Source organism: Pseudoduganella plicata, assembly GCF_004421005.1.
In the GTDB taxonomy this organism is placed as follows: domain Bacteria; phylum Pseudomonadota; class Gammaproteobacteria; order Burkholderiales; family Burkholderiaceae_D; genus Rugamonas; species Rugamonas plicata.
On record NZ_CP038026.1, the window covers coordinates 1,351,437 to 1,373,462 of the forward strand.

General features: G+C 64.7%; 27 protein-coding genes. 11 read left to right on the forward strand and 16 right to left on the reverse strand.

Going from position 1 to position 22,026, the window contains the following annotated elements; translation table 11 throughout:
- Nucleotides 1-204 precede the first annotated feature (204 nt).
- Together E1742_RS05820 and E1742_RS05825 are read left to right on the forward strand one after the other, a co-directional pair.
- Nucleotides 205-762, forward strand: coding sequence for a YceI family protein (locus E1742_RS05820; protein ID WP_229466554.1), 558 nt, complete (start codon nucleotides 205-207; stop codon nucleotides 760-762).
- Nucleotides 763-797: 35 nt separating this feature from the next.
- Complete coding sequence (locus E1742_RS05825; RefSeq protein ID WP_134383970.1) at nucleotides 798-1,370, forward strand: hydrolase; 573 nt, start codon at nucleotides 798-800, stop codon at nucleotides 1,368-1,370.
- A gap of 102 nt (nucleotides 1,371-1,472) precedes the next feature.
- Here E1742_RS05825 and E1742_RS05830 read toward each other — a convergent pair whose 3' ends face one another.
- Complete coding sequence (locus E1742_RS05830) at nucleotides 1,473-4,196, reverse strand: beta-glucosidase (protein WP_206076734.1); 2,724 nt, start codon at nucleotides 4,194-4,196, stop codon at nucleotides 1,473-1,475.
- On the reverse strand, nucleotides 4,193-4,465 hold the full coding sequence (locus E1742_RS05835) for a hypothetical protein (protein WP_134383971.1): 273 nt from the start codon (nucleotides 4,463-4,465) through the stop codon (nucleotides 4,193-4,195). Before E1742_RS05835 ends, E1742_RS05830 begins: the two co-directional genes overlap by 4 nt.
- Before the next feature lie 616 nt (nucleotides 4,466-5,081).
- On the opposite strand from E1742_RS05835, the gene E1742_RS05840 reads away from it, so the two are divergent.
- Entirely contained in the window at nucleotides 5,082-5,768 is a 687-nt protein-coding gene (locus tag E1742_RS05840) for a response regulator (RefSeq protein WP_229466555.1), read from the forward strand.
- A gap of 297 nt (nucleotides 5,769-6,065) precedes the next feature.
- Here E1742_RS05840 and E1742_RS05845 read toward each other — a convergent pair whose 3' ends face one another.
- The gene (locus E1742_RS05845) at nucleotides 6,066-6,281 is read right to left on the reverse strand and encodes a hypothetical protein (protein ID WP_134383972.1); all 216 of its coding nucleotides are present in this window, start codon (nucleotides 6,279-6,281) and stop codon (nucleotides 6,066-6,068) included.
- 187 nt (nucleotides 6,282-6,468) lie between these two features.
- Here E1742_RS05845 and E1742_RS05850 point away from each other — a divergent pair, with 187 nt between their 5' ends.
- The 3 genes from E1742_RS05850 (at nucleotide 6,469) to E1742_RS05860 (ending at nucleotide 7,904) form a co-directional block, all read left to right on the forward strand.
- Nucleotides 6,469-6,654: a hypothetical protein gene (locus E1742_RS05850; protein WP_134383973.1), complete on the forward strand. Its 186-nt coding sequence runs from the start codon at nucleotides 6,469-6,471 to the stop codon at nucleotides 6,652-6,654.
- A gap of 78 nt (nucleotides 6,655-6,732) precedes the next feature.
- Nucleotides 6,733-7,323, forward strand: a complete 591-nt coding sequence (locus E1742_RS05855; RefSeq protein WP_134383974.1) for a chromate transporter — start codon at nucleotides 6,733-6,735, stop codon at nucleotides 7,321-7,323.
- Nucleotides 7,320-7,904, forward strand: coding sequence for a chromate transporter (locus E1742_RS05860; protein WP_134383975.1), 585 nt, complete (start codon nucleotides 7,320-7,322; stop codon nucleotides 7,902-7,904). Before E1742_RS05855 ends, E1742_RS05860 begins: the two co-directional genes overlap by 4 nt.
- Before the next feature lie 202 nt (nucleotides 7,905-8,106).
- Here the strand turns inward: E1742_RS05860 and E1742_RS05865 are convergent, their stop codons facing one another.
- The gene (locus E1742_RS05865) at nucleotides 8,107-8,682 is read right to left on the reverse strand and encodes a YceI family protein (RefSeq protein ID WP_134383976.1); all 576 of its coding nucleotides are present in this window, start codon (nucleotides 8,680-8,682) and stop codon (nucleotides 8,107-8,109) included.
- Between the two features lie 496 nt (nucleotides 8,683-9,178).
- On the opposite strand from E1742_RS05865, the gene E1742_RS05870 reads away from it, so the two are divergent.
- The gene (locus E1742_RS05870) at nucleotides 9,179-9,463 is read left to right on the forward strand and encodes a putative signal transducing protein (protein WP_134383977.1); all 285 of its coding nucleotides are present in this window, start codon (nucleotides 9,179-9,181) and stop codon (nucleotides 9,461-9,463) included.
- A 31-nt stretch (nucleotides 9,464-9,494) separates the two neighbouring features.
- Here E1742_RS05870 and epsC read toward each other — a convergent pair whose 3' ends face one another.
- Nucleotides 9,495-10,424, reverse strand: coding sequence for a serine O-acetyltransferase EpsC (epsC, locus tag E1742_RS05875; protein ID WP_134383978.1), 930 nt, complete (start codon nucleotides 10,422-10,424; stop codon nucleotides 9,495-9,497).
- 179 nt (nucleotides 10,425-10,603) lie between these two features.
- On the opposite strand from epsC, the gene E1742_RS05880 reads away from it, so the two are divergent.
- On the forward strand, nucleotides 10,604-11,797 hold the full coding sequence (locus E1742_RS05880; RefSeq protein WP_134383979.1) for a multidrug effflux MFS transporter: 1,194 nt from the start codon (nucleotides 10,604-10,606) through the stop codon (nucleotides 11,795-11,797).
- A gap of 11 nt (nucleotides 11,798-11,808) precedes the next feature.
- Here the strand turns inward: E1742_RS05880 and E1742_RS05885 are convergent, their stop codons facing one another.
- The 6 genes from E1742_RS05885 to E1742_RS05910 form a co-directional block, all read right to left on the reverse strand.
- Entirely contained in the window at nucleotides 11,809-12,069 is a 261-nt protein-coding gene (locus E1742_RS05885; RefSeq protein WP_134383980.1) for a hypothetical protein, read from the reverse strand.
- A gap of 66 nt (nucleotides 12,070-12,135) precedes the next feature.
- On the reverse strand, nucleotides 12,136-12,759 hold the full coding sequence (locus tag E1742_RS05890; protein ID WP_134383981.1) for a helix-turn-helix transcriptional regulator: 624 nt from the start codon (nucleotides 12,757-12,759) through the stop codon (nucleotides 12,136-12,138).
- Nucleotides 12,756-13,997, reverse strand: coding sequence for an MFS transporter (locus tag E1742_RS05895; protein WP_134383982.1), 1,242 nt, complete (start codon nucleotides 13,995-13,997; stop codon nucleotides 12,756-12,758). The genes E1742_RS05890 and E1742_RS05895 overlap by 4 nt, the downstream gene beginning before the upstream one ends.
- Before the next feature lie 86 nt (nucleotides 13,998-14,083).
- Nucleotides 14,084-14,524 carry a thioredoxin TrxC gene (gene trxC / locus E1742_RS05900; RefSeq protein WP_134383983.1) on the reverse strand — a complete coding sequence of 147 codons (441 nt, stop codon included), beginning with the start codon at nucleotides 14,522-14,524 and terminating at the stop codon, nucleotides 14,084-14,086.
- On the reverse strand, nucleotides 14,521-14,769 hold the full coding sequence (locus E1742_RS05905) for a hypothetical protein (protein WP_134383984.1): 249 nt from the start codon (nucleotides 14,767-14,769) through the stop codon (nucleotides 14,521-14,523). Before E1742_RS05905 ends, trxC begins: the two co-directional genes overlap by 4 nt.
- A 267-nt stretch (nucleotides 14,770-15,036) precedes the next feature.
- Entirely contained in the window at nucleotides 15,037-15,276 is a 240-nt protein-coding gene (locus E1742_RS05910) for a hypothetical protein (RefSeq protein ID WP_134383985.1), read from the reverse strand.
- 223 nt (nucleotides 15,277-15,499) lie between these two features.
- On the opposite strand from E1742_RS05910, the gene E1742_RS05915 reads away from it, so the two are divergent.
- Nucleotides 15,500-16,882: an aminotransferase-like domain-containing protein gene (locus E1742_RS05915; RefSeq protein ID WP_134388057.1), complete on the forward strand. Its 1,383-nt coding sequence runs from the start codon at nucleotides 15,500-15,502 to the stop codon at nucleotides 16,880-16,882.
- A gap of 124 nt (nucleotides 16,883-17,006) precedes the next feature.
- On the opposite strand, the gene E1742_RS05920 is transcribed toward E1742_RS05915, so the two are convergent.
- The 5 genes from E1742_RS05920 to phaP form a co-directional block, all read right to left on the reverse strand.
- Nucleotides 17,007-17,615, reverse strand: coding sequence for a glycine zipper 2TM domain-containing protein (locus E1742_RS05920; protein WP_229466556.1), 609 nt, complete (start codon nucleotides 17,613-17,615; stop codon nucleotides 17,007-17,009).
- Between the two features lie 268 nt (nucleotides 17,616-17,883).
- Nucleotides 17,884-18,255 carry an ArsR/SmtB family transcription factor gene (locus E1742_RS05925; RefSeq protein ID WP_134388059.1) on the reverse strand — a complete coding sequence of 124 codons (372 nt, stop codon included), beginning with the start codon at nucleotides 18,253-18,255 and terminating at the stop codon, nucleotides 17,884-17,886.
- A complete protein-coding gene (locus E1742_RS05930; RefSeq protein ID WP_134383986.1) occupies nucleotides 18,239-18,718 on the reverse strand; it encodes an SRPBCC family protein in 480 nt (159 codons plus the stop codon). Before E1742_RS05930 ends, E1742_RS05925 begins: the two co-directional genes overlap by 17 nt.
- Nucleotides 18,715-19,227 carry an SRPBCC family protein gene (locus E1742_RS05935; RefSeq protein WP_134383987.1) on the reverse strand — a complete coding sequence of 171 codons (513 nt, stop codon included), beginning with the start codon at nucleotides 19,225-19,227 and terminating at the stop codon, nucleotides 18,715-18,717. The genes E1742_RS05930 and E1742_RS05935 overlap by 4 nt, the downstream gene beginning before the upstream one ends.
- Before the next feature lie 443 nt (nucleotides 19,228-19,670).
- Nucleotides 19,671-20,273, reverse strand: a complete 603-nt coding sequence (gene phaP / locus E1742_RS05940) for a TIGR01841 family phasin (RefSeq protein ID WP_134383988.1) — start codon at nucleotides 20,271-20,273, stop codon at nucleotides 19,671-19,673.
- Between the two features lie 239 nt (nucleotides 20,274-20,512).
- On the opposite strand from phaP, the gene E1742_RS05945 reads away from it, so the two are divergent.
- Both E1742_RS05945 and E1742_RS05950 read left to right on the forward strand, forming a co-directional pair.
- Entirely contained in the window at nucleotides 20,513-20,878 is a 366-nt protein-coding gene (locus E1742_RS05945; RefSeq protein WP_134383989.1) for a FlxA-like family protein, read from the forward strand.
- Between the two features lie 231 nt (nucleotides 20,879-21,109).
- Nucleotides 21,110-22,018, forward strand: a complete 909-nt coding sequence (locus E1742_RS05950; RefSeq protein ID WP_134383990.1) for a hypothetical protein — start codon at nucleotides 21,110-21,112, stop codon at nucleotides 22,016-22,018.
- Nucleotides 22,019-22,026: the final 8 nt, after the last annotated feature.

The following is a 22,026-nucleotide window of genomic DNA, read 5'->3' on the forward strand; positions in this document are numbered from 1 at the left end:
GACGCGAGCGGCCATCGCCCTCCCGTGACCGGGGTCGGCCGGCGCTTGCGCTACACTGGCCCCATGCCGAACCTTCGCCTCTTGCCCTGCTTCCCATCGATTTTCCCGGCCGCGCTTGCGGCTCTTGCCCTGGCGGGCTGCAGTGCTCCTGCTTCCCCGCCGGCGCTTCCTTCCCCTGCCCCCGTCGTCGCGCCCGCGAGTCCGTTGCCCGTTGCGGGCAGGCTGACGATCGACCCGCAGGCATCGCTGATCGCCATCACCGTGCGGCGTGGCGGACCGCTTGCCCGGCTGGGCCACGACCATGTCGTTGCCGCCCGCACGCTTGTCGGCGAAATCGATCCGGCGCACAACCGGGCCGTGCTGCGCTTTCGCGTCGATGCGCTCACGGTGGACGAACCTGGACTGCGCCGCGCCGCCGGCCTGGACACGCAACCGTCCAGCGAAGCGATCGAGGGCACGCGCCGCAATATGCTGACGCGCGTGCTGGATGCGGAACGTTATCCCTGGGTCGAGGTGACGATCGAACGCAGCCGTAGCGGCAACGTCAGCGCGGCCATCACGCTGCACGGCGTTACACGGCGTTATGACGTGCCGGCCGCCATCGAGGCGACGCCCGACGGCTTGCGCGCCAGCGGGACGCTGACCTTGCGCCAGACCGATTTCGGCCTCGTGCCGTTTGCCGTGCTGGGCGGCGCGATGGCCGTGCAGGATGCGCTGGAAATGCGTTTCGACATCGTGGCGCACCACCGCCCGCCAGTCTGATATACTGTATATTCATACAGCACTCCTTCCCGACCATGCAGGCGCAGCCCCATCCGCATACCCGTCAATCCAAGCCCGATGGCCGTACGGCCATCCTGCTGCCCTCCGGGTTTGTGCTGGACCTGCTGGCGCCGGATGCGACCGGTCTGCCGATCGAGGACATCGCCCTGTGCCTGGCGTCGCAGCCGCGCTGGGGCGGTGCGGCACGGCCGTGGTATTCGGTCGCGGAGCATTCGGTGATGGTGTCGCGGCTGGTGCCGCCGCCTCTGGCGTATGCGGCACTGCTGCACGATTGCGAGGAGTTCCTGGGCGACTGGCCGTCTCCCGTCAAGGTGATGCTGGGAAGGGGCTATGTGAAAGACCGGATCATGCCCGTCAAGGAAGCGCTGCGGCGTCGCTTCGGTTTCCGGGACGATCATCCGGCCATCAAGCACGCCGACCTCGTCAGCATGGCAACGGAACTGCGCGACCTGCTGCCACCGGCATGGATCGAATGGGGGCATCTGCCGCCGCCCCACCCCGAGCGCATCGTGCCCGTGGGACCGGAGCGCGCCTTTGCGCTGTTTTTGCAGCGGTTCGAAGAATTACGCCACCTGGCGGCGGCGTGACCTGTGGCGAAGGCCGGGGGCGAGAGCCATTGGCCCTCTCCACAGTACCGCCACCGGTCACGGTTTGAAAAACGGCGTCTGTCACCGTTTTTCAGTCGCCGCTCAGTACGCCTGTCCGGCAGCCACCTGCACCGCCTGCCGCACCGATGCCGGCAGCGGATTGGACGACCCCGTGGACAGCTGCTGCACGGCCGGCACGCTCAACGTCTGCGACATCGGCAGATCGCGCGACGAACCGCCCACCTCGATGTGGAACTTGCCCGCGTCGACCTGCCATGCGCCGCTGGCCGGCACGTAGTAGGCCAGCGAGCGCGCATCGACCGGAATCGTCACCTGCTTGCTCTCGCCAGCGCGCAGGAACACCTTGGCAAAGCCTTTCAGCTCGCGCAGCGGGCGCGCCACGGTCGGCTTGACGGGACGCACGTAGAGTTGCGCCACCTCGAACCCGTCCTGGCGGCCGCGGTTGGTCAGCGTGAACGTGGCATCCACGGTCGCGCCGGCTGTCAGCTGGCTGCCTGACAGCTTCAGGTCGCTGTAGCCGAACGTCGTGTACGACAAGCCGAAGCCGAATGGATACAGCGGTTTCGTTCCGGCCTTGTCAAAGCCACGATAGCCCATGAACACGCCGTCCGCGTACGTCATCGTCTTTTTCGACGTGTTCGACGCGGCGTCCGGGAAAGTTCCCGCAGGCTGGTAATCGGCGATGGCGCCGTAGCTGGCATAGGACGGATAGTCCGCCTCGCTGCTGCCGATCGTCACAGGCAGCTTGCCCGACGGATTGACCTTGCCATACAGGATTTCGGCCAGCGCCTGGCCGCCGAACTGGCCCGGATACCAGGCTTGCAGCACGGCCGCTGCCTTCTTCGACCACGGCAGCATGTTCGACGGACCGCCGCCGTGCATGACGACGATGGTGTTCGGATTGACCTTGGCCACGCCCGCAATCAGGTCCGACTGATACTCCGGCAGGTCGAACGGCCGGTCGATGGCCTCGCCTTCGTACTCGGCATTCACGCCGGCCGCGACCACGACAGCGTCGTAGCCGGCCAGGCTGGCCGGGGCCGCCAGCGATGCCCAGCTCATCTGCACACCGTTGATGCTGCCCAGCACCGGGAAGTAGGCGCCGCTGGTGCGGCGATATTCCAGCTTCACCGTGTAGAGCTGGCCTGCCTTCAGCTGTCCCGTCTTGCCGGATCTGCTGAGCGTGTTGATGACGTCGGCCGAGATGGGCGCGCCGTCAAAGTCCAGCACCAGTTCGCCGTTTACCCACAATTTGTAGGCGCCGTCCGCCCGCACCTTGAACACGTGCGCGCCCGTGACGGTTGGCCTGATGGTACCGCTGAAACGTGCGGAGAAGGCGCCCGGTGTGGGGCTGAAGCCAGCCAGGGCCGTGCTGCCGTTGGCAGTGACGTTGCGTCCCGTCATGAAGTCCCATGCCACGCCCGGTTCGATGCGCGTTGCTGCCGGCGTGCCGGCCAGGTTCGTGTTGGCGAAATATTCGGCCTTCAATCCCGGGGCCGCATTGGCAGCCGTCGCGCCCGGCTGGTACCAGACGGATTCGGCCGGGTTCAGCGACAACGCGGGAATGTACGTGACGTTGGCCGTGTCCACATTGAACTGCTGCAGGCCGTTCAGCGCCGTCACGTAGCGGTTCGGCGGCGACCATGCCGTGCCGAAAGGCGACGCCGGCGGCTGCTGCGCCATGTCGCCGATGACGGCGATGCGTGCATTGGTTGTCAGGGGCAGCAGCGGCATCGAGCCATTGGTGGCCTCGTTCTTCAGCAGCACGATCGCTTCACGGGCCACGGCCAGCGAGGCCGCGTCGCCGTAGGCGGTGTCCAGCGGCGTCGGCGCCGGGATGCCTTTGTCGAAGCCGTAGCTGACCATCGCACGCAGGTTGCGGCGCACCTTGTCGTCCAGCACAACCATTGGCACCTGGTTGCTGTAGATAAGGTCGTACATATTGGCTTCGTTGAACGCCAGGCCCGTCGGCATGTCCAGGTCGGTGCCCGCCCATGCCGCCTTCTGCGGATGGTGGATCGAGTTGAAGTCGCTCATGACGAAGCCCTGGAAGCCCCATTCGCCTTTCAGCACCTCGGTGATCAGGTGGTGGCTTTCGCAGCCGTAGTCGCCGTTGATCTTGTTGAAGGCGCACATGACGGATGCGGGCGCCGCGTTCTTGACGGTCGATTCGAAGCCCGGCAGGTAGATTTCGCGCAGGGTGCGCTCGTCCACCGTCACGTCCAGCAGGTGACGGTTCGCCTCGACGTCGTTGGCGACAAAGTGCTTGGCGGACGCCTGGATGCCTTGCGCCTGAATGGCATTCGTCACGGCCGGGCCCAGGACCGCGCCCAGGAATGGGTCTTCGCCGCTCAGGTACTCGGCTGCACGGCCGTTGTATGGCGTGCGGTACATGTTCAGGCCCGGCGACAGCATCTGCTGCGCACCGGCCTGCCGGGTTTCGTAGCCGATGGCCAGGCCGAACTGGCGCGCCCGGTTGATGCTCCACGTGGCGGCCAGCGCGGACTGCGACGGATACTGCGCACCGAACGTACCGTTATTGACGTGCACGCCCATCGACGAATCGTATGCCGTGGTGCCATACAGTCCCTGCGAAGGCAGCAGCGGCAGCATATGGCCGTCGTCGACACGGATGAAATTGATTTTCTGCGCCAGCGACATGTTGTCGATCATGGCGCCGACGCGGGCTTCGACCTCGTTGCCGGCGTACGGCGCGGCGGCGTGGGCGCAAGCGACGTGGGCGATGGCCAGGGCCAGCGCCGTGCGACGCAGCGCCGGGGCTGCGGTAGGAAAGACGTGCATCATTTCTTCACTGCTCCCGGCGAATCGCTGTCGTCCGGCGGCAGTTCGAGCACTGTGACGGCGCCCTTCTGCTCGACGGGGGCGGAAATGTTCTTTTCCTCGAACAGCTGTTTCTGCTGTTGGGCAACGGCCTCGCGTGCAGCGCGGGCCTCCTTTGCGCCTTGCGTTTCGGCTGGTGCGTTGGCGGGAGGATTGGCGGAGTGCGCGTGAACTGCCGTGGCACAGAGTGCCATCAGGATCGCCCAGCGCCACTGGCGTGTTTGGTTTTGCATGACTTACCTTTGAAAAGTTACGTCGACATGCGCTGACGCGGCGCATGTCGCAAGCACAGAAGCGTGCTCATCAGTGAAGTATAGTGCAATTGTTATTAATTATTTGACAACTCGGCAATCGTGCGCGGGTGGATCCGACTGCTGCGGGCGGAGCAATCGAAGAACCTTTCCACTTGCAGGTCGTTGTTCAGGCGACACGATTGGCGGCGTGCAGCGACGCTGGAAGGTTCCGGAAGAGCACGGCAGTGCCGGTGATTGCCGTCATACCGTGTTCGGCGGATCCCTCTAACAGGACGTTTACAAAGCAGTTTTTGGAGTTATCCACTTCGTTTGTGGATAACAATGTGGAAAAGATGGGGTTGACAGCGAGCAAACTGAGTATCGGCGCGGGTTTCAACAAATTGCCTGTTCAACAGGCAAATTTTTGTGCCAGCAAAATCAAGCACTTATAGATGGGCCTGCATAGACTGCAGTCCAGCGGTCCGAACAGATAAAAAAAATCTTTCATGACACGACCGGGTCGCCACCTGCCATGGTCGGCGAATACTTTGACAAAAATGCCGGCGAGGAATAGTGTCGTAACCGGGGCTCCTCCCACGATAGCCGCGAGCGAAACATGGATTCGAAAGCTGACGACGCCAGCGAAGGCTGGATGATTGAAGACGAAGTACCGGACACGGACGACCCGGCCGCGCCAGCCCCGGCGCCGTGGAAGGTGCTCATCGTCGATGATGACGTCGACGTGCACGTGGTCACTAAATTCTCGCTCAGCAACGCCGTCTTCATGGGTCGCCGCCTGAGCTTCCTGCACGCCTATAGTGGCGAGGAGGCTTTACAGATGTTGCGTCAGCACGACGACATCGCCCTTGTCTTGCTGGATGTGATCATGGAGACGACCGATGCAGGCCTGCGTGTGGCCACGCGCATCCGGGACGAGCTGCACAACGCCCTGGTGCGTATCGTGCTGCGCACCGGCCAGCCCGGCCAGGCGCTGGAGCATGGCATCATCCTCGATTACGACATCAACGATTTCTGGTGCAAGACCGACCTCACTACCCGCAAGTTGTTTACGACCGTGATCGCATCGCTGCGGGGTTATCATAGCCTTTCCGAAGCACAGCGGCTGGTTGCCGCCGTGCAGACGCAACTTGCGGCGCTGCAGCAGCCGCTGCAGGCAGCTGTCGAGGCCGTCCGCGCGGGTACGGACTGGTCGGGCACCGTCGCACTGGGCGAGCCGGCCGTCCGGATGACGTTGGCTGCACGCCCTGCTGCCGGCCACGGGTCGCCACCGGTTACTGTATAGACATACAGCACTTAACGTGTCGCCTTCGTCGGCGAACGTGGGTCCATATTGCTGCCCGGGCTCTTCCCTTTGCAGCTAAGTCGCGGATTGCAAAGCGTTTTTAGGAATATCCACACCAGCTGGGGATAACTTTGTTGATAACAGCCACTTGACAAGTCAAAGCGCCTGCAATGACGCCGTTTTCCTTAAACTGCCCATTCAACAGGCAGATTCAGGAGTCAACGAAATCAAGCACTTACAGCCTCATCGGTACCATCCGGACACACGCCGCAAAAATTTCGCGGCGTTTTCGTTTTGCTAATTTTTGTGCATAAGTGCCGCCAGTACGAGGCGCCGCCGCGCGGGAAACAGGAGCACGCGCTGGATCACGTCCGCGTCGATGCTGTGCGATTTCAGGTATTCCAGCGCGCACACCGTGCTGAGCCGGTCCTGCAGTGCAATGCCGTTGTCGACGATGTCGCTGATAACCTTGTCCGTGCGTGCGTGGCGGGCGCGCGTTTCGATCGCTTCCATGAATTCCTCCTGGATGGGTGATGGGTCCGTGCGGCGGGTTGCAGAATGGGCGGAACCTGCGTGGAGTATCGGCCAACCGTTGCGAAAGTCAATGCATGTACTCCATGACGCGTCTGTGTTAGCTGCCGCGCAGTGGCACGCCGCACTTCGCGCTAACCTGCCGTCATCCGTCAACCAGGAGAACGCCATGCCCGATCCGAACAGCAACGCCAACGCACCCACCAACCCCGGCGACGAAGCGCCCGCCGGCACACCCGGCACGGGAGAGGACGTCTGCCCCGCCTGCAGCGGCAGCGGCAAGACGGGCGACGGCCAGCCCTGCCCGAACTGCGGCGGCAGCGGCACGATTGTCGAGGCCATCGGCGGCGGCTGAACGCCGCGCGAACGGACCAGGACCGCGCGGCCCCGCCGGTGCGTGGACAGCCACCGGCTGGCAGTGGATAATCCTGCGATGACCCAGCCGCCCGCGCCTCCTCCCGGTTCCGTCCCCCATCCCCGGCCGCGCTCGCGGCGTGACCTGTTTGTCGCCTTCACGCTGCTGGCCCTGCAGGGCTTTGGCGGCGTCCTGCCCGTCGTGCAGCGCGAGATGGTCGAACGCCGGCGCTGGATGACGCAGGAGGATTTCGTGGAAGAATGGGCCGTCGCGCAGACGATGCCCGGGCCCAACGTCGTGAACCTCTCCATCGTCATCGGCAACCGCTATTTCGGCGTGTCGGGCGCGCTGGCCGCGCTGGCCGGCATGCTGCTCGTGCCCTCGCTGGTCGTGCTGGCGCTGGCCACCGTCTACGCCCAATTTTCCGATAACCCGCGCGTAGCAGGCGCGTTGCGCGGCATGGGCGCCGTCACGGCCGGCATGATTGCCGCCACCGGCATCAAGCTGGCCGCAACCTTGACCCGGCACCCACTGCCGCTGCCCGTGACGGCAACCCTGGCCGGGCTGGCAATCGTCGCCCTGGCCGCGCTGCGGCTGCCAATGCCGGGCGTTCTCGCGGTGGTTGGCGGCATCGGCTGCGTGCTGACGTGGCGGCGGCTCACGCCATGAGCGGCGACCTGCACATCGTGCTGACGTGGCACGACTGGATCGACCTGTTTGCCCACTATATGGTGCTGTCGCTGATGTCGGTGGGCGGCGCCATCGCCACGACCGGGGAGATGCACCGCTACCTTGTCGAACAGCACGGCTGGCTGACGCAACAACAGTTTACGGACGCCATCGCCATTGCGCAGGCGGCGCCGGGACCGAACGTGCTGTTCGTGGCGCTGATCGGCTGGACAGTGGGACTGAACGCGGGCAGCTATCTGGCCGCGGTGCTGGGCGTTATCGTCACGATGGTGGGCATCATGCTTCCCAGCAGCGTCATCGTGCTGCTGGCAGCCAGCTGGGGGCAACGCAACCGCGAGCTGCGCGCCGTGCGGGCCTTCAAGCAAGGCATGGCACCGCTCGTCATCGGCATGCTGATCTCGACCGGTATCGTGCTCGGCGGCGCCAACCGCGACCCGGCCAACGAATGGCCGCTGTACATCGTCTCCGTCCTTGCCGCCGTGATCCTCTGGCGTACCCGCATCCACCTGCTGTGGCTGCTGGGCGCCGGCGCGCTAGTCGGCGCCCTCGGCTGGCTGTGACAACATCGGGGTCAGGCACGAAAACTGTCACGGGCTCGACCATCAGGCCTGCCAACAGGCTTAACAGATGAGGCCGCCCATGCGGAGCCCGCAGCCGTGGTGAATCATGCCGCCAGGATGGCGGCATGTTGCATCGGTCGTTTCATGTTTTCCCTTGATGTACGACAAAATCAGACCGGCCGATGCAACCTTACAGGCAGAGTTACTCCTTGATGGCCTCGATCGAGAACGTCAGCTGCACGTCGTCGCTGACGTTCGGTGCGTACTTGCCGGCGTTGAATTCGCTGCGCTTGATGGTCGCGGTCGCGTTGGCGCCGCAGGCATCCTTCTTGGCCATCGGGTGCGGCATGCACTTGAACGACGTCACGGTCAGCTGCACCGGCTTGGTGATGCCCTTGATCGTCAGGTTGCCGTCCACCGAAGCCAGCGTGTCGCCGTTGAAGTTGAACTTCGTCGACTTGTACGTGATCGTCGGGTACTTCGCCGTGTCGAAGAAGTCCGCGCCCTGGATATGGCTGTTGAACAGGTCCGAACCCGTGTTGACGGACTTCGTGTCGATCGTCACGTCAACGGAACCCGTCTTCGCGGCGCGGTCCAGCTTGATCTTGCCCGTCGTGTTATTGAAGCGGCTCTCCTGGGTCGAGAAGCCCAGGTGGCTGTACGAGAAGCGGGCGAACGTGTGCGAATTGTCGATGACGTAGGTTTCCGGCGCGGCGTGGGCGGACAGGGCGGTCATCATGGCGGCAGCGGTGGCGACAAAGGCGATCAGTTTTTTCATGCGGTACTCTCCAGTGTATGGTGTGACGGAATCCGGCCATTATGCGCAGGCCGTGGTGGAGATGTAAAACAGAAAATTTACAGCCCTATTATCGAAAAACTCGATAATAAGTTCCGTGACGCCGATAGCCGTACTGGGCGGCTCTGGAGAGGCACGTAGATGCCAGCACGCTACGCGTCAGCATTGGATTTGCCTGCGGCGTCAGCCTCGGCGTGCGGCAGCCTGCGCATAGGCTGCAGCTGCCGTGGATGCCACAGTGGCGGCGAAGCTGATCGCCACAGCCGGGGCCTCGGTTACCTGCTCGGCGACGGGCGCCAACGGACCGCGCCGATATCGTGCTGGCGGCAATCCTCCTGCCGGCACTGCTGGGCAGGCCAGCGACCGCGCCATGCTGGCGCCGGAAAACCACTGGCTGGCGTGGCGCGACGACCTGGATAAAACCGTCTTACGGCGCGCTGCTGTTAGCATGGCACATCACCCTCGCCTGGAGTGTGCCATGTCGGATCAGCACCCGAACGACTATCGCCTGGTGGCGCGCCGCCTGGAACCCACCGAAGCCCACCTGCTGCGCGGCTGCCTGCGCGCCGCCGGCATTGCCGCCGTTGTCGCCGACGACCAGCACGGTCAGGTCAATTTCCTGCTGGCGCCCGCACTGGGCGGCACTCGCGTGCTCGTGCCGGAAGCGGACCTGGAGGCGGCGCGCGCCGTGCTGGCCGCCTACGAGCGGGGAGATTTCATGCTGCCCGATGCGATCGACGTGGGGCCTGCGCCGGTCGATTGACCGGCAGCCCCTCCGCGCCCGCAAGAACAGCTCAGTCGCTGCGCATCTGCGCCTGCGAGACGCTGCTGTTCGGCGGCACGCTTTGCGTCAGCCAGACATTGCCGCCGATGGTGGAGCCGGCGCCGATGGTGATGCGGCCCAGGATCGTGGCGCCGGCGTAGATCACCACGTCGTCTTCGACGATCGGGTGGCGCGGCGTTCCCTTGATCAGCATGCCCGACGCATCGGCCGGGAAGCGCTTTGCGCCCAGGGTGACGTGCTGGTACAGCCGCACGCGCTCGCCCAGGATCGCCGTTTCGCCGATGACGACACCGGTGCCATGGTCGATGAAGAAGCTGGCGCCGATCTGCGCGGCCGGATGGATGTCGATACCCGTCAGCGAATGGCTGATATCGCACATCATGCGGGCAATAAACGGTGAGCCCAGCTGGTGCAGCCGGTGCGCCAGGCGGTAGTGCAGGATCGCGATCGTGCCGGGATAGCACAGCATGATTTCCGCGATGGACGTCGCGGCCGGGTCGCCCGCATACGCCGCCTGCACGTCCGAGACAAGCAGCGCGCGGATGTGCGGCAGACTGGCGGCGAACTGGCGCGTGATCTCGTGCGCCTGGCGGGTCAGCGCGTCCTCCGTCGTTTCCGCCGCGTCGACGCCCTCGGCGAACTGCAACCCGCGGCGCACCTGCTCCGTCAACCTGTTCAGTGTCGTGTTCAGCGTGTCGCCGACGAAGTAGTCGATGCTTTCGTCGGTCAGATTCGGGCGGCCGTAATGGGTGGGGAACAGCACGGCGAACAGGCCATTGACGATGGTTGTCAGCGCCTCGCGCGACGGCAGCTCGCGGATGCGCCGCTGGTGGCGAATATTGTGCGTTGCCTCCCGCGAGACGCGCAGGGCGGCAACGACCGCGTCCAGGTCCCAGTGGGCCGGCTTGACGCCGGTGCCGTCGAAAGTGTCGATAGTCATGAGGTTCTTGTCATTGCTTTGTTCCTTCAAGGAACGAGGCGTGCATTTTAATGAATAATCCCCGCGCGCGTACTTCACCCCCTTGCATGTTTTTCGCATATCGATATGCGTCTCGCGTGCGTCCGGCAGCCGTGTCCGGCCTGGCGTAAAATACGCGGCCAAATAACAATACTCCTTCCATGAATTTTCTGCTGACAGTGCTCCTGGCGGGGCTGACGATGGTCGGTCCGCTGGCGATCGACACCTATCTACCTTCCTTCCCGGCTATCGGCGCCGAGTTCGGCGCGACCCCGCTGGCGGTGCAGCAGACGCTGTCGCTGTTCCTGTTCTGCTTCGCGTTCATGATGCTGTTCTACGGCACGCTGTCCGACACGTTCGGCCGCCGCCCCATCATTCTCGTCTCGCTCGTGCTGTACATCGCCGCCTGCGTGGGTGGCGCGCTGGCCGGCTCGCTGGGCTTCCTGCTGGTGTGCCGCGTGCTGCAGGGCCTGGCCTCGGGCGCCGGCTCGGTCGTCAGCCGCGCCATCGTGCAGGACCGCTTTTCCGGCGCCGAGGCGCAGAAGATCCTCGGCCACATCATGATGGTGTTCGGCCTGGCGCCGGCGCTCGCACCGATCATCGGCGGCTGGCTGCAGGTGACGTACGGCTGGCGTTCGATCTTCTGGTTCCTGACGGCGTTCGGCGTCGTCATGCTGTTCGCCGTCTGGCGCTGGCTGCCCGAAAGCCTGGCGCAGAAGGATCGCCACCCATTCCATTTCAAGACCATTGCCGGCAATTACCTGAAAGTGCTGCGGCACCGCCAGTTCCTGCTGCTGGCCGTGGCGCTGGGCGTGGCGTTCGGCGGCTTTGCGCTGTACATCGGCTCGGCCGCCTACTTCATCATGCACATCCTGCACCTGCCGGAAACGTCGTTCGCGTGGCTGTTCATTCCACTGGTGGCTGGCATGGTGGTGGGATCGGCGGTGTCGGGCAAGGTGGCGCACCGCTACAGACAGGAGACGCTGATCTGGGTGGCGTATGCGGGCATGGGCCTCGCGGGCGTCGCCAACGTGGCGTACACATACTGGTTCACGGCCGCCATTCCGTGGGCCGTGCTGCCGCTGTTCTTCTATTCGCTGGCGCTGGCGCTGGCGATGCCGCCGCTGTCGCTGATCGCGCTGAACCACTTCCCCAACAACAACGGGCTGGCCGCATCGCTGCAGTCGTTCATCCAGATGACGCTGTTCGCGCTGGTGTCGGGCCTCGTCGCGCCGCTGCTGTTCGACAGCGCGTTCAAGCTGGCCTGCGGCGTGCTGGGATGCCTCGCCGTCAGCCTGGTGGCCTGGATGCTGGCGCAGGCCGGCGAGCATGCCGGCCTGCGCGAACAGCGCTGAGCGCGGCCTGGTTACGGCCAGGGAGCCGGCGTCACATCCACATACTGCGGGCCGCCGTCTTCCGGTTCCGGTGCCGCCTGCGGTTCGCGCGTAAGCTTCTGCGCGGCCGGCAGGCCCAGTCCGAGAATCTCCTTGCGGCCCTCGACGAAGTCCGATGTGGACAGCGGATGCTCGCTGTCCGGCCAGTTGGCGATCGCCCAGTTCTGCACTTCCTCGAACCGGTGCCACACGTCGGCCACGAATTTGCGGCGCACTTCTTCTTCCAATGCCATATAACCTCCCTTGTGTTTTTGACTACTGTACACGAGTGGCGCCGAATCCGTCGCCGGATCGGGGGCTCAGGCCGGGACGATGCGGTAAGCGCAGCGCCGCGAGCCCGCCAACTGGTGCTCGGTGCGCTCGACGTTGCAGTCCGGCCCCAGCACGCGCTGGAACACCTCCAGCTCCGAGCGGCAGAAATTCTGGCAGGCGCGCGCCGCCGCGCAGATGGGACAGTGATTTTCGACCAGCAGCAGGCTGCCGTCCGGCAGCGCCTCCACCTCCGCCATATAACCCTCGCCATCGCGCGCCTGCGCCAGCGCCGCCACCCGTTGCGGCAGCGGCGTTGCGGCGTCGCCCACCGTTTCCCGGTAAAACGCCTCGCTGGCCACTTCACGCGATGTAATCAATTTGTCCATTCCGGCATCGCCGAACAGCTGCCGCACCTGGTCGATCAGCTGCACGGTCAGGTCGGCATGACGGTCGGGGAAGCGCGCGTGGCCCGCTTCCGTCAGCAGCCAGCGGCGCGACGGCCGGCCTACTTTCTCGGCCACGTCGGCATAATGCACCAGACCTTTTTCCTGGGCCGCTTCCAGGTGGCGACGCGTGCCCATCGACGTCAGGTCGAGGATTTCCGCCAGCTGCTGCGCGGTTTTCGGCCCGCGCGTCTTGAGCAGGAACAGGATCTGGTCGGCGGTGTTCATATCGGTGATTTCATCAGTTGTTCGTGTGCGGCCGTGGCCGACAGTTGTACGCGCCAGCGGCGCAGCCGCCAGCCGGCCCACAGCGACAGCGCCGCGCCAACGCCCAGCACCAGCCGGGTGTCGATCAGCACGAGCACGGCGCCGGCCAGTGCCGTCAGGATGCTGGCCAGGCAGAACGTTGTCGACAGCAGGCCCATGACGGCGCCCTGCCCGTGCCGTTCGAATCGCTCGGCGGCCCAAGGCTGCATCGTCGCATTGTAGAACGCATTCGGGATGCCGAACAATACGATCGCCCCGACGCCCACCCAAAGGTTGCCAACGGCAACGCCGCCTACTGCCACCGCGATCGCACACGCATACGCGGCCGCACGGCGCAGCGGGTCGCCGCCGGCGCCGCGTCCGGCCAGCACCGCCGCGCCCGTCATCACGGCGCACAGTCCCGTGTTGACGATGGCGATGCGCTGTGTGCCGAAGCCGCCCACTTCCACCAGCCACAGCGGGAAGAAATCATAAAAGGCCGTGACACCGGCGCTGCACGCCAGCTGGATGACGAACAGCGTTCGCAGTTCGGGATGGCGCAACAGGCGCAGGACGTTGTTGCGCCGCGCGACCTGCCACAGCGAATCCGGCTTGCCCATCAGAGGCGCGCCGTGCCGCGTGGCCGGCAACGCGGCCATGACCAGCATGCCCGCCAGCACCAGGGCGGCAATCGCGACAAGGAAAGGCACCGCGATACCGAAGCCCACCGTCAGTCCGGCCAGCAGCGGACCGGCCAGCCAGCCCAGGTGGAACGCGCCGTTCAGCAGCGACAGGCCGCGCACACGCTCGGGCCCCGTCAGCCGCTCGGCCAGCAGCGCGCGCGCCACGGAGCTGTTGCCTTCCATCAGGCCCGTGACGAAACGTGCGACGATAAACAGCGGATACGACTCCAGCACCAGCGCCAGTGCCGTCACGGCATGCCCGGCCGCCGCGCCAAAGGCGGTGGCCAGCAGCACCGGCCGGCGGCCGAAGCGGTCGGAAACAGGGCCGAGCAACGTAGCGCCGATCAGCAGGCCGACGGGATTGACGGTGAGCGCAATGCCGAACAGCAGCTTCGGCGGCAAGCCGAGAAACGCGTTCAGTCCATTGCTGACGCCGGAGGCAAACAGCGGCGGCAGGATCGGATACGGCAGCGACGTACCCACGGTGGAAAGCAGCGCCAGCAGGCACGCGGCGGCGATGAGTAATGGATTGTTCATGCGCCAACTATACGGCCGGCGCGACAATTAGTAAACGATTTTATTTACTTATATGAGGACACCGGACACCGTCCCGCGGCGTCATTTCAACCGAGATTGCGCCCCACCCAGGCCAGGATATTGTTGGCATCCATCGCCCCGGCCTGCCGGGCCACTTCCCGGCCGTTGCGGAACAATGCCAATGTCGGAATGCTGCGGATGGCGTAGCGTGCGCCGATATCCTGGTTCGCTTCCGTATCGAGTTTGACGACACGCACGTGCGGCTCCAGCTTCTTCGTGGCCTGCTCGTAAAACGGCGCCATCGTCCGGCACGGGCCGCACCACGGCGCCCAGAAATCCACCAGCACGGGAATGTCGTTGCGTTCGATATGCTTCGTGAAGCGCGCGCTGGCAAGGTCCGCCGGCTTGCCGGTAAACAGGTCGAGCTGGCACTTGCCGCAGGTCGGCCCCTCAACGAGCCGTTCGGCCGGTACGCGATTGACGCCGTCGCAGTGCGGGCAGACGACGTGCAAAGGAGTAGTGGTCATTCTTTATCGGTCCCCTTTTCGTTCTTGATGATGCCGCGGACATTGGTCGCCGCCAGGCAGCAGTTTAATACGATCAGCGCCCAGGCTTCGTCATGCCAGCCCCAGATCACCCACATCACATTACTGACGAGGAAAACGATAAACCCCGACAGCCGCCGGCGCGCGCTGCGCGACCCCACCAGCCAGGCGGCCAGCAGCGAGGCCGCCATTGCCGGCCACTGCAATAATTCGATCAACTCTTCCATGCATTGCTCCTATGCTCATCCATGGCGAGAGTGTAGCCGTGCGGGGTTTTCGGCGGCGCCAGCGAGGGTGGCCCGACGGACGTGGCTGGCGCAGAAGCGGTGAGAATGGATGGGCGTGCCCCACCCAGATGCGAAATGGCTTGCTGCTTCCACGTGGCAGCGATGCCGATGCTGTCGGCCGGAGCGGGCTCCGCCCCGCCGACGCTGCGCGACAGCTACATCGGGAGTGCCGCCATATCACCGGCATCGGCCGGCCGTGCTTTGGCATCACGGAAAGGTCAAGTCATTCCCGAGCAACCTGAGAAGGCCGAAGCCGAAGACCCCCACGCCAAGGAGCAACAACACGAAGACTGCCGCCACCTGGCCGGCGGCGCGCAGCAACGCGCGCGCCTCCTTCGCCTTCCCTTTCTTGCCTTGATCGTAATGCCACTTGATGGCGAAAAACATGCCCGTGCCCAGCACGAGAAACTTGAACGTAACGAAGACTATCGGGATCCAATCCATCATTTCAGTATTTCCACGCTATGACTTGAGACTATCCATCTGAGGCGCGCTGCGTTCGAACGCTGCTTCAGCAGCGTCTTTTTGCCGGCGCGGCGATTCGCCGCGTGCAGATGAGAGAAAGAAACTCTCGGCGATTGCCATGCAACGATCGTGTTGCTGCGGTTCTCAGGCATACTACTTGAAAGCAATTTCCATACATCGAGACAAATTGTCCCAGCTGAAAACCATACAAGATTCGCAACCGCCAATCTGGTTGCCGCGCCTGGCCGTCCACGGCGGGCCGCGCTTCCTGCAGATCGCGGATGCGTTGCACGCGGCAGTGGCAGCCGGGTCGCTGAAACCGGGTGACCGCCTGCCCCCGCAGCGCCAGCTCGCGGCGCAGCTGGACGTCGACCTGACGACGATCACGCGCGCATACGATGAAGCCCGGCGCCGCAACCTGTTGGAGGGCCGCGGCGCCCGAGGTACCTATGTCGCAGCGCCCAAAGCGGCATCGACCCCGATCCTCGACCTGAGCATGAATATCCCGCCCCCGCCGGATGGCGTGGACTTCGACGACATGTTGAAACAGGGTCTGTCACAAGTGTTGATGAGGGCAGATAACGAATTGCTGATGACTTACCACCTGGGCGGGGGAAGCGACACCGACCGCAGGGCCGGCGCCAGATGGCTCGAACCGATGTTCGGACGGGTGGATGCGGAACAGCTCGTGGTCTGCCCCGGCGCGCAGGCCGCGATCGCCGCATTGATCCTGGCGCTGACGGCGCCTGGCGATATCATCCTGGCCGAACCGACCAGTTATCCCGGCTTGCGAGCCGCGGCGACCCAGTTCGGCCGGCATCTCATTGCGGTGGAAGCGGACCGGCACGGGATGGTGCCCGAGATGCTCGAGGAAGCGTGCCGCCGGCACAAGCCCGGGCTTGTCTATCTCAATCCGACGTTACAGAATCCGACCGCCATCACCATGCCGGAACGCCGGCGCAAGGCGCTTGCGGGCATCGCGCAACGTTACGATCTGCGCATCGTCGAGGACGATCCCTACTGGCTTCTAGCCGCTGCGCCGCCGCCCCCCATTGCCACGTTCGCCCCGGAACAGGTCGCCTACATCTCGACCCTGTCGAAATGCCTGACGCCGGGCTTGCGTGTGGCGTTCGTACTCCTGCACAACCCGCAGGAACGCGAACGTTTCCTGGCCGCGCTGAGATCGTTTGCGCTGATGGCCGCCCCCCTGACAGCCGCGCTGGCCACGCAGTGGATCCTCGACGGTTCGGCTGACGGATTGATGCAAGGCGTACGCAACGAGGCACGCCTGCGTCACCGGATGGCTCGGGAAATTCTGGCGGGGCGGCACGGCGGCACTGGCGACGGCCTGCACCTGTGGGTCGAGTTGCCGGCGTACTGGAACTCTTCACAGCTCGCGCGTGCGGCCGACAGCGAGGGCATCGCCGTCACGCCGGCGGAGGCATTCGCAACAGGCAGCGGATCCGTGAATGCCATCCGGATCTCGCTGGGGTGCATCAAGGACCGTGGACGCTTGCAGGCGGGTCTTCAACGGCTGTCTCATCTGCTTGCGCAGCGGCCCGCGTCGTCCGGCACTGGCGTGGTCTGACTGTCCAGGAAACGCCTGGCCGGCTGACGATACTGCGATGACGAACGCAAGGCGCAGTCGGTAAGCCCTACTGGCCTTCGCCGTGCCCGCCATGGCCAGGCGTGTCCTGGTAAAACCGATCCGCTTACTTGTTGCGGTTGGCGATCTCGTTGCCGACATAACCGCCGCCGATCATTCCGGCCAGGGTCGCCAGTTTCTTGCCGTTGCCACTGCCGACCTGGTTGCCCAGCAGGCCGCCAACCACAGCACCGGTACCGATGGCCACATAGTTGGGCTTGCTTTCCTGTGCCACTGGCGCGGGGGCGCGCACTGGCGCCTGATGCCGCGCCGCATAGCTGCGGGGCGGCGTTTTGTGCACGGTTTTGCGCGGCGCGGGCTCTCGGGGCTCGATGTCCCTGTCGGCAACGCGCTCGGGCTGAGCCTGTACTGCCGGCTGGAGCATGCCCGCAGCGGGCGCCGCCATGTATGCCGGCTGCTGCAGCGTTAGCGGTGCGGGCGGCTGCGTCGTCAACTGTGCGGCTGCCAGTCGCTGCGCTTCGGGAGCCTGGTAGGCAGCGACGGCTTGCGGCGCTGATACGCTCGTGGGAACGGCGTTCGCCGCCGGTTGGGCGTTGCTTGATGGCAGTATGCCCGTCATGGCGGCGATACCGGTCCCGCTCAAAGCAATCACCGACACGGCTGCGGCGGCAAACAGCGGGTGGATACGGCTTGCGGTAGCGTTCATTTCCATCATCTTCTCTCCTTGGCAGTTGAATGGCCGATGGAAGTAGATTAAGGGTTGTGTCCGCCGCAGGCTATACCGTCACCTGTATCACTCGTTACGACTTGTAAGGCCGGTGCTGCGCAGATGAGCTTCCATGGAGCTGGAAAGGTCGAAGGCATGCCGAGGGTGTTTGCACCTGCAGGCAGCAGGACCGGGACCACATTGCGCGGCCATGCCGCTTCGACACTGAGGCGTGCCCCGCGCTGTCGCAACAACCTGCGCCGACGCCTGCCCGGCCTCAGTCATCCTTCTCGACAAAGCTCTTGAGCCGCAAGAGCGCCTGCTCCCACTCGCGGGCAATTGTGTCCAATTGCAGCCGCGCTTCATCGATGCGCGCTCCCTCGAGCTGCCAGAGCCGTTCCCTGCCCACCTTCAGATCGCTGACGACGCCCGCATTCGCCAGCACATGCAGATGCTTGGTGACGCCTTGCCTGCTCATGCCGGCAACCTGGGTTAGCTCGACGATCGAATGCGCCATGCCGTCGCACAATGCCGCAACGAGCTTCAGGCGCGTCGGATCGCCCAGGGCCGCGAACGTCGGCGCCATTGCGTCCGGCAGTGCAGGATAGCCAGGCGCCCCACCGGCGGCGCCCTTACCGAAGGACGTCATTGGCGACATGGGTTGCGATGTTGTTCAACTGGGCATCCCACCCGCCTTCATGCGATGCAAATGCGTTCGCGCGGCGGTGGGCCGGGATCAGTGCGAACCCCGACTCGACCACCGTTAGCAGGATGCCCTCCCCGGGCAAGTCCTGCAACGTGAACGTCACGAGCGTCGGCTGCTCGCCGGCGTAGTCGGACCCCGGGTCGCCCGAATAAGGATGCCAGCGAAACGACATCAGCTCCTGTGGTTCGACGCGCTCCGTCACCGCATCGAAGAACAGGTGCTCATAGCCGGGCACCGTCATCGGACCTCGTACCCGCTGCCCGGGGACAAATGCGTTTCCGGACAGATCTGCGCCGAACCAGGCGCCGAACTGGCCGGCATCCGTCAATGCCCGCCAGACCTTGTCGCGTGTACCGTTGATCCGGATGCTGCGCTCGATGCGATCCGGGCAGTCAGAGGCTGTCATGCTGTCGCTCCTTCGCTGAGTTGAACGGCCGTGCGGTACGGCATGCCAGTCCCTGTTTCGAGGTACTGCCGCAGGCTGTCGAGAAAATGCCGCCATCCCCCGGCGCACATGTCGTAACACTCCAGGCCAGGGGTCAGGCCGATGTGTTCGAAGTCCAGCCGTGTCGTTCCGGCGCCTCCGGCGGACAGACCGAAAATCATTTGGGTACCGACCCATTCATCCTTGCGCCGCAGCGATGGCACGTCCATAAAGGCGCTGGTACATACCCAGCCAACCTGTCGGTCCTTGACAACGGTGCCGACCCGCATCGTCTTCTCGACACCACCGAAACGGACGCGGATGGCGCCTCCCGGAAGCGGATCGCCGTGGCAGTCTTCCGTCCACCAGGCGCGCAGCCCAGTGATGGATGAAAGCGCTATAAAGGCAGCGTGCGGAGCGGCCGCGATCACGAGGCTATGCCTGAAATTCTCCACTTGAGTCTCCAGTTGGGCAACCAATTGGGTGCACATTTAGATTAGTCCACCCAGACAGTTTACGCAACCTCTTAGTTGCATATATTTGCTGTACGGTTTTGGATGCGCTTCCGACGGGCGAGCCAGTATGTGGCCGGAGAATCCTGCAGCGTACCTGGCGTGCGGATCGGCAGGCGAGGCTGGAGCGCGTTTTTTGCGGCGTTTTTTGCGATCGAAGCAAGGGCCATGAGGCGAATTGGCTGCAGGGCCGTGGCGACAACATTTGACGCACTGGAGGCACAGCCAGGGCAAAGGCGGCAATATCACAGAAAGATCACCGGAAAGCGGACGCCGGCCGCGCGCCCAACGCGGCCGGCCAGGCGGCGTGAAGCCGCCCCGCCGCGAAGTGGTGCAAGGCCCACTCCGCTGCGCGCGCACCGCTCAGCCCAGCGTCAGCGCGCGCCGTGTGCTGTCCGGAGCCTTCGTCCGGACAGCTGCCATCAGCCCGGCTGCCCTTCCTTGCGGCCCGGCTGACGGGTTGCTGCCTGTGCGGCCTGTGCCGATTGCGATGCGGCCTGGGCCAGATGCTCCGATGCGTCATGGCCGTTGCCCATGGCTGCGCGGGCCTGACGGGTGGCCGTGTCCACCATGTTGTCCAGCGGGTTGGCAAACTGGCGCATCGTGTCATGCTGCCGGCGCACGGTACGCTCCGTCTCCTCGGACGTGACGCGGGTCACTTCGTCGGTCAGTTCGCGGGCCGCCCGCGTCGTTTCCTCGGCATGGTCGCTGGCCACGCGCACCAGCTTCGTCTGGCTGTCCGCCGCGATGCGCGACAGTTGCTGCTGGTAGGCCCGGATCCGCTCGGCGGCCGGCTGGGCGCGCGACGCCGTGACGCCGATGACTTCGGTCGGTTTATCGGCGGTGATGATGGCCTGGCCCGTGGCGGCGCTTTCCTCCAGGAGGGTCTGCGCCATCTTGAGCGTCAGTTCGTTGACCTGCTGGGCGGTCTGGAAGATTGCACGCGACAGGTCGTTGAAGAATGCGATTTGCGCCTGGACATGGTTCTTCGCCGCAGGCGTGATGCTTTGCGAGAATGGGAACATGGTTGCCTCAATGTCGTTAGTTTTGGATGCCGCCCGACGGGAGCGCCGCGCGGAGTGTCAAGGCTACGTGCGGGCGACTGTCCAGACCATGATCTCGATCAAACGTACGACGCGACACTCCCCTTGCATTTTGCTTAATTTTTTGTACGGTCTTTACCTGCCTTTACACATTCAGGACTGTAGTTCTTGACCTGTCGAACCGATAATTTCCATATCGAACATGCAAACAGAGGAGCAAGATGGTTTCGGCAGTCGGCACGGCGGGTGCGGTAGCGAGCGGCGGCAACACGGCATCCGGCAACAATGCGCAGATCGCCAGCCTGCAAAAGCAGCTGGTGGCCAAGCAAAAGGAATATATGGAGGCGCTGAAGGACACCAGCGAGACGGGGCAGAAGGAGGCGGAGCAGATCCAGCAGGCGATCCAGGCGCTGCAACAACGGATCGCCCAATTGCAGGCGCAGGCCGCACAGAAGGCCGCCGAGCAGGCCGCCGCCGCTCAGGCCCGCCAGGCGCAGCAGCGGGGGCAGACGGAAGAAACCGGCCTGACGGCACCGGCACGCAACGCCACCGATACTGCCGGCACGTTGATCGACACGTACGCGTAACAGGCCAGTCGCACCGAAGGCACAGACCGGGACGATACCGCGGAGCCGTCGTCGCCTGGTGATATCATCAGTGCAACAGGATGACCGGATCCGCTATTCGCGGGAAGCGCCGCGTCGCACGGCTGATCCGCCGTCGGCGGGGTCATGGCATAGCGCATCGCCTCACGCATCCTGCGCGCCTGCGGCGTCCGCACGCCGTGCCGTTTCAATATCGACCGAGGAGGCAAGCGCATGGCCACCGATGACGGCAGCAACAAGCCTGTTCCGCCAGATCCCCACTTCGTTGCCAGGATAGTGCGGCTCGAGAAGCGCGTGCACGCGCTGGAACAGGGCGCCACGAGCGCCTCCTTCAACGACGAGCTCAAGTGGCGACATCAACGCGATCGCATGCGAATGTATTACGCGCTGCTGCTCTTCTTGATCCTGGTGATCGGTGCCATACTGATCGGCCGGCAGCAGGAACTTCGCTACAGGCTCGAACGTGAGGAACTGAGCGCCCGGGCCGCTGCGACGCGGCCGCCGCCCCCGGACGGGCCGGTCGCGCAGCGCAACGGCGCCCCCGCGCCGGATTCGTCCGCCGGCCCGGTCTCGGTGCCTACCGGAAAAGCCGTGACAGGACCACTAACGCCCCACCAGATCATCGAGCGCTACATCGACCTGCACGCGGAGCGGCCGAACAAGCCAGGCGCCGATTTCACGCTGTCCGTCAACGGCGCCGTCGACCTGGTCAAGTCGCTCGGCAATGTCGGCATGATCGGCGCCGAAGCGGCCGGAAACCTGGTCAAGAAACTACAGGACGAAGGAATAGCCGTTGGCGCCTATACGCTGAAGAAACTGGTCGACGCTGCCCTGGAACCCGCCCCGGCAAGCGGCAAACCGGCGGCCGGGGCCAGCACTCAGCATGTCCTCGTGAACATCTACACGCGCGGTCAGCCGGTTGTCTCGTATGGGCCGGCACCTGCGCCGGCACCGGTCACGCCGCCAAGGCAGGTGAAGCCACCGAAGGACAAGGAACCGAAGGAAAGGCCATCAAAGGACAAGCCCGCTGCGGGCAGCCCGCCCAAGACGCCCCTCGCCTGTATCCCGACGAGCGAGGCGTGCGCGGCGGTCCAGGCGAGGCCTGCCGCGCCGGATCCATGACGCCGGTC

Coding starts and splice junctions, on each gene's coding strand:
- E1742_RS05825 (WP_134383970.1), top strand. CDS start 798: ATGCAGGCGCAGCCCCATCCGCATACCCGTCAATCCAAGCCCGATGGC.
- E1742_RS05830 (WP_206076734.1), bottom strand. CDS start 4,196: ATGATGCACGTCTTTCCTACCGCAGCCCCGGCGCTGCGTCGCACGGCG.
- E1742_RS05835 (WP_134383971.1), bottom strand. CDS start 4,465: ATGCAAAACCAAACACGCCAGTGGCGCTGGGCGATCCTGATGGCACTC.
- E1742_RS05840 (WP_229466555.1), top strand. CDS start 5,082: ATGGATTCGAAAGCTGACGACGCCAGCGAAGGCTGGATGATTGAAGAC.
- E1742_RS05845 (WP_134383972.1), bottom strand. CDS start 6,281: ATGGAAGCGATCGAAACGCGCGCCCGCCACGCACGCACGGACAAGGTT.
- E1742_RS05850 (WP_134383973.1), top strand. CDS start 6,469: ATGCCCGATCCGAACAGCAACGCCAACGCACCCACCAACCCCGGCGAC.
- E1742_RS05855 (WP_134383974.1), top strand. CDS start 6,733: ATGACCCAGCCGCCCGCGCCTCCTCCCGGTTCCGTCCCCCATCCCCGG.
- E1742_RS05860 (WP_134383975.1), top strand. CDS start 7,320: ATGAGCGGCGACCTGCACATCGTGCTGACGTGGCACGACTGGATCGAC.
- E1742_RS05865 (WP_134383976.1), bottom strand. CDS start 8,682: ATGAAAAAACTGATCGCCTTTGTCGCCACCGCTGCCGCCATGATGACC.
- E1742_RS05870 (WP_134383977.1), top strand. CDS start 9,179: ATGTCGGATCAGCACCCGAACGACTATCGCCTGGTGGCGCGCCGCCTG.
- epsC (WP_134383978.1), bottom strand. CDS start 10,424: ATGACTATCGACACTTTCGACGGCACCGGCGTCAAGCCGGCCCACTGG.
- E1742_RS05880 (WP_134383979.1), top strand. CDS start 10,604: ATGAATTTTCTGCTGACAGTGCTCCTGGCGGGGCTGACGATGGTCGGT.
- E1742_RS05885 (WP_134383980.1), bottom strand. CDS start 12,069: ATGGCATTGGAAGAAGAAGTGCGCCGCAAATTCGTGGCCGACGTGTGG.
- E1742_RS05890 (WP_134383981.1), bottom strand. CDS start 12,759: ATGAACACCGCCGACCAGATCCTGTTCCTGCTCAAGACGCGCGGGCCG.
- E1742_RS05895 (WP_134383982.1), bottom strand. CDS start 13,997: ATGAACAATCCATTACTCATCGCCGCCGCGTGCCTGCTGGCGCTGCTT.
- trxC (WP_134383983.1), bottom strand. CDS start 14,524: ATGACCACTACTCCTTTGCACGTCGTCTGCCCGCACTGCGACGGCGTC.
- E1742_RS05905 (WP_134383984.1), bottom strand. CDS start 14,769: ATGGAAGAGTTGATCGAATTATTGCAGTGGCCGGCAATGGCGGCCTCG.
- E1742_RS05910 (WP_134383985.1), bottom strand. CDS start 15,276: ATGATGGATTGGATCCCGATAGTCTTCGTTACGTTCAAGTTTCTCGTG.
- E1742_RS05920 (WP_229466556.1), bottom strand. CDS start 17,615: ATGATGGAAATGAACGCTACCGCAAGCCGTATCCACCCGCTGTTTGCC.
- E1742_RS05925 (WP_134388059.1), bottom strand. CDS start 18,255: ATGACGTCCTTCGGTAAGGGCGCCGCCGGTGGGGCGCCTGGCTATCCT.
- E1742_RS05930 (WP_134383986.1), bottom strand. CDS start 18,718: ATGACAGCCTCTGACTGCCCGGATCGCATCGAGCGCAGCATCCGGATC.
- E1742_RS05935 (WP_134383987.1), bottom strand. CDS start 19,227: ATGTGCACCCAATTGGTTGCCCAACTGGAGACTCAAGTGGAGAATTTC.
- phaP (WP_134383988.1), bottom strand. CDS start 20,273: ATGTTCCCATTCTCGCAAAGCATCACGCCTGCGGCGAAGAACCATGTC.
- E1742_RS05945 (WP_134383989.1), top strand. CDS start 20,513: ATGGTTTCGGCAGTCGGCACGGCGGGTGCGGTAGCGAGCGGCGGCAAC.
- E1742_RS05950 (WP_134383990.1), top strand. CDS start 21,110: ATGGCCACCGATGACGGCAGCAACAAGCCTGTTCCGCCAGATCCCCAC.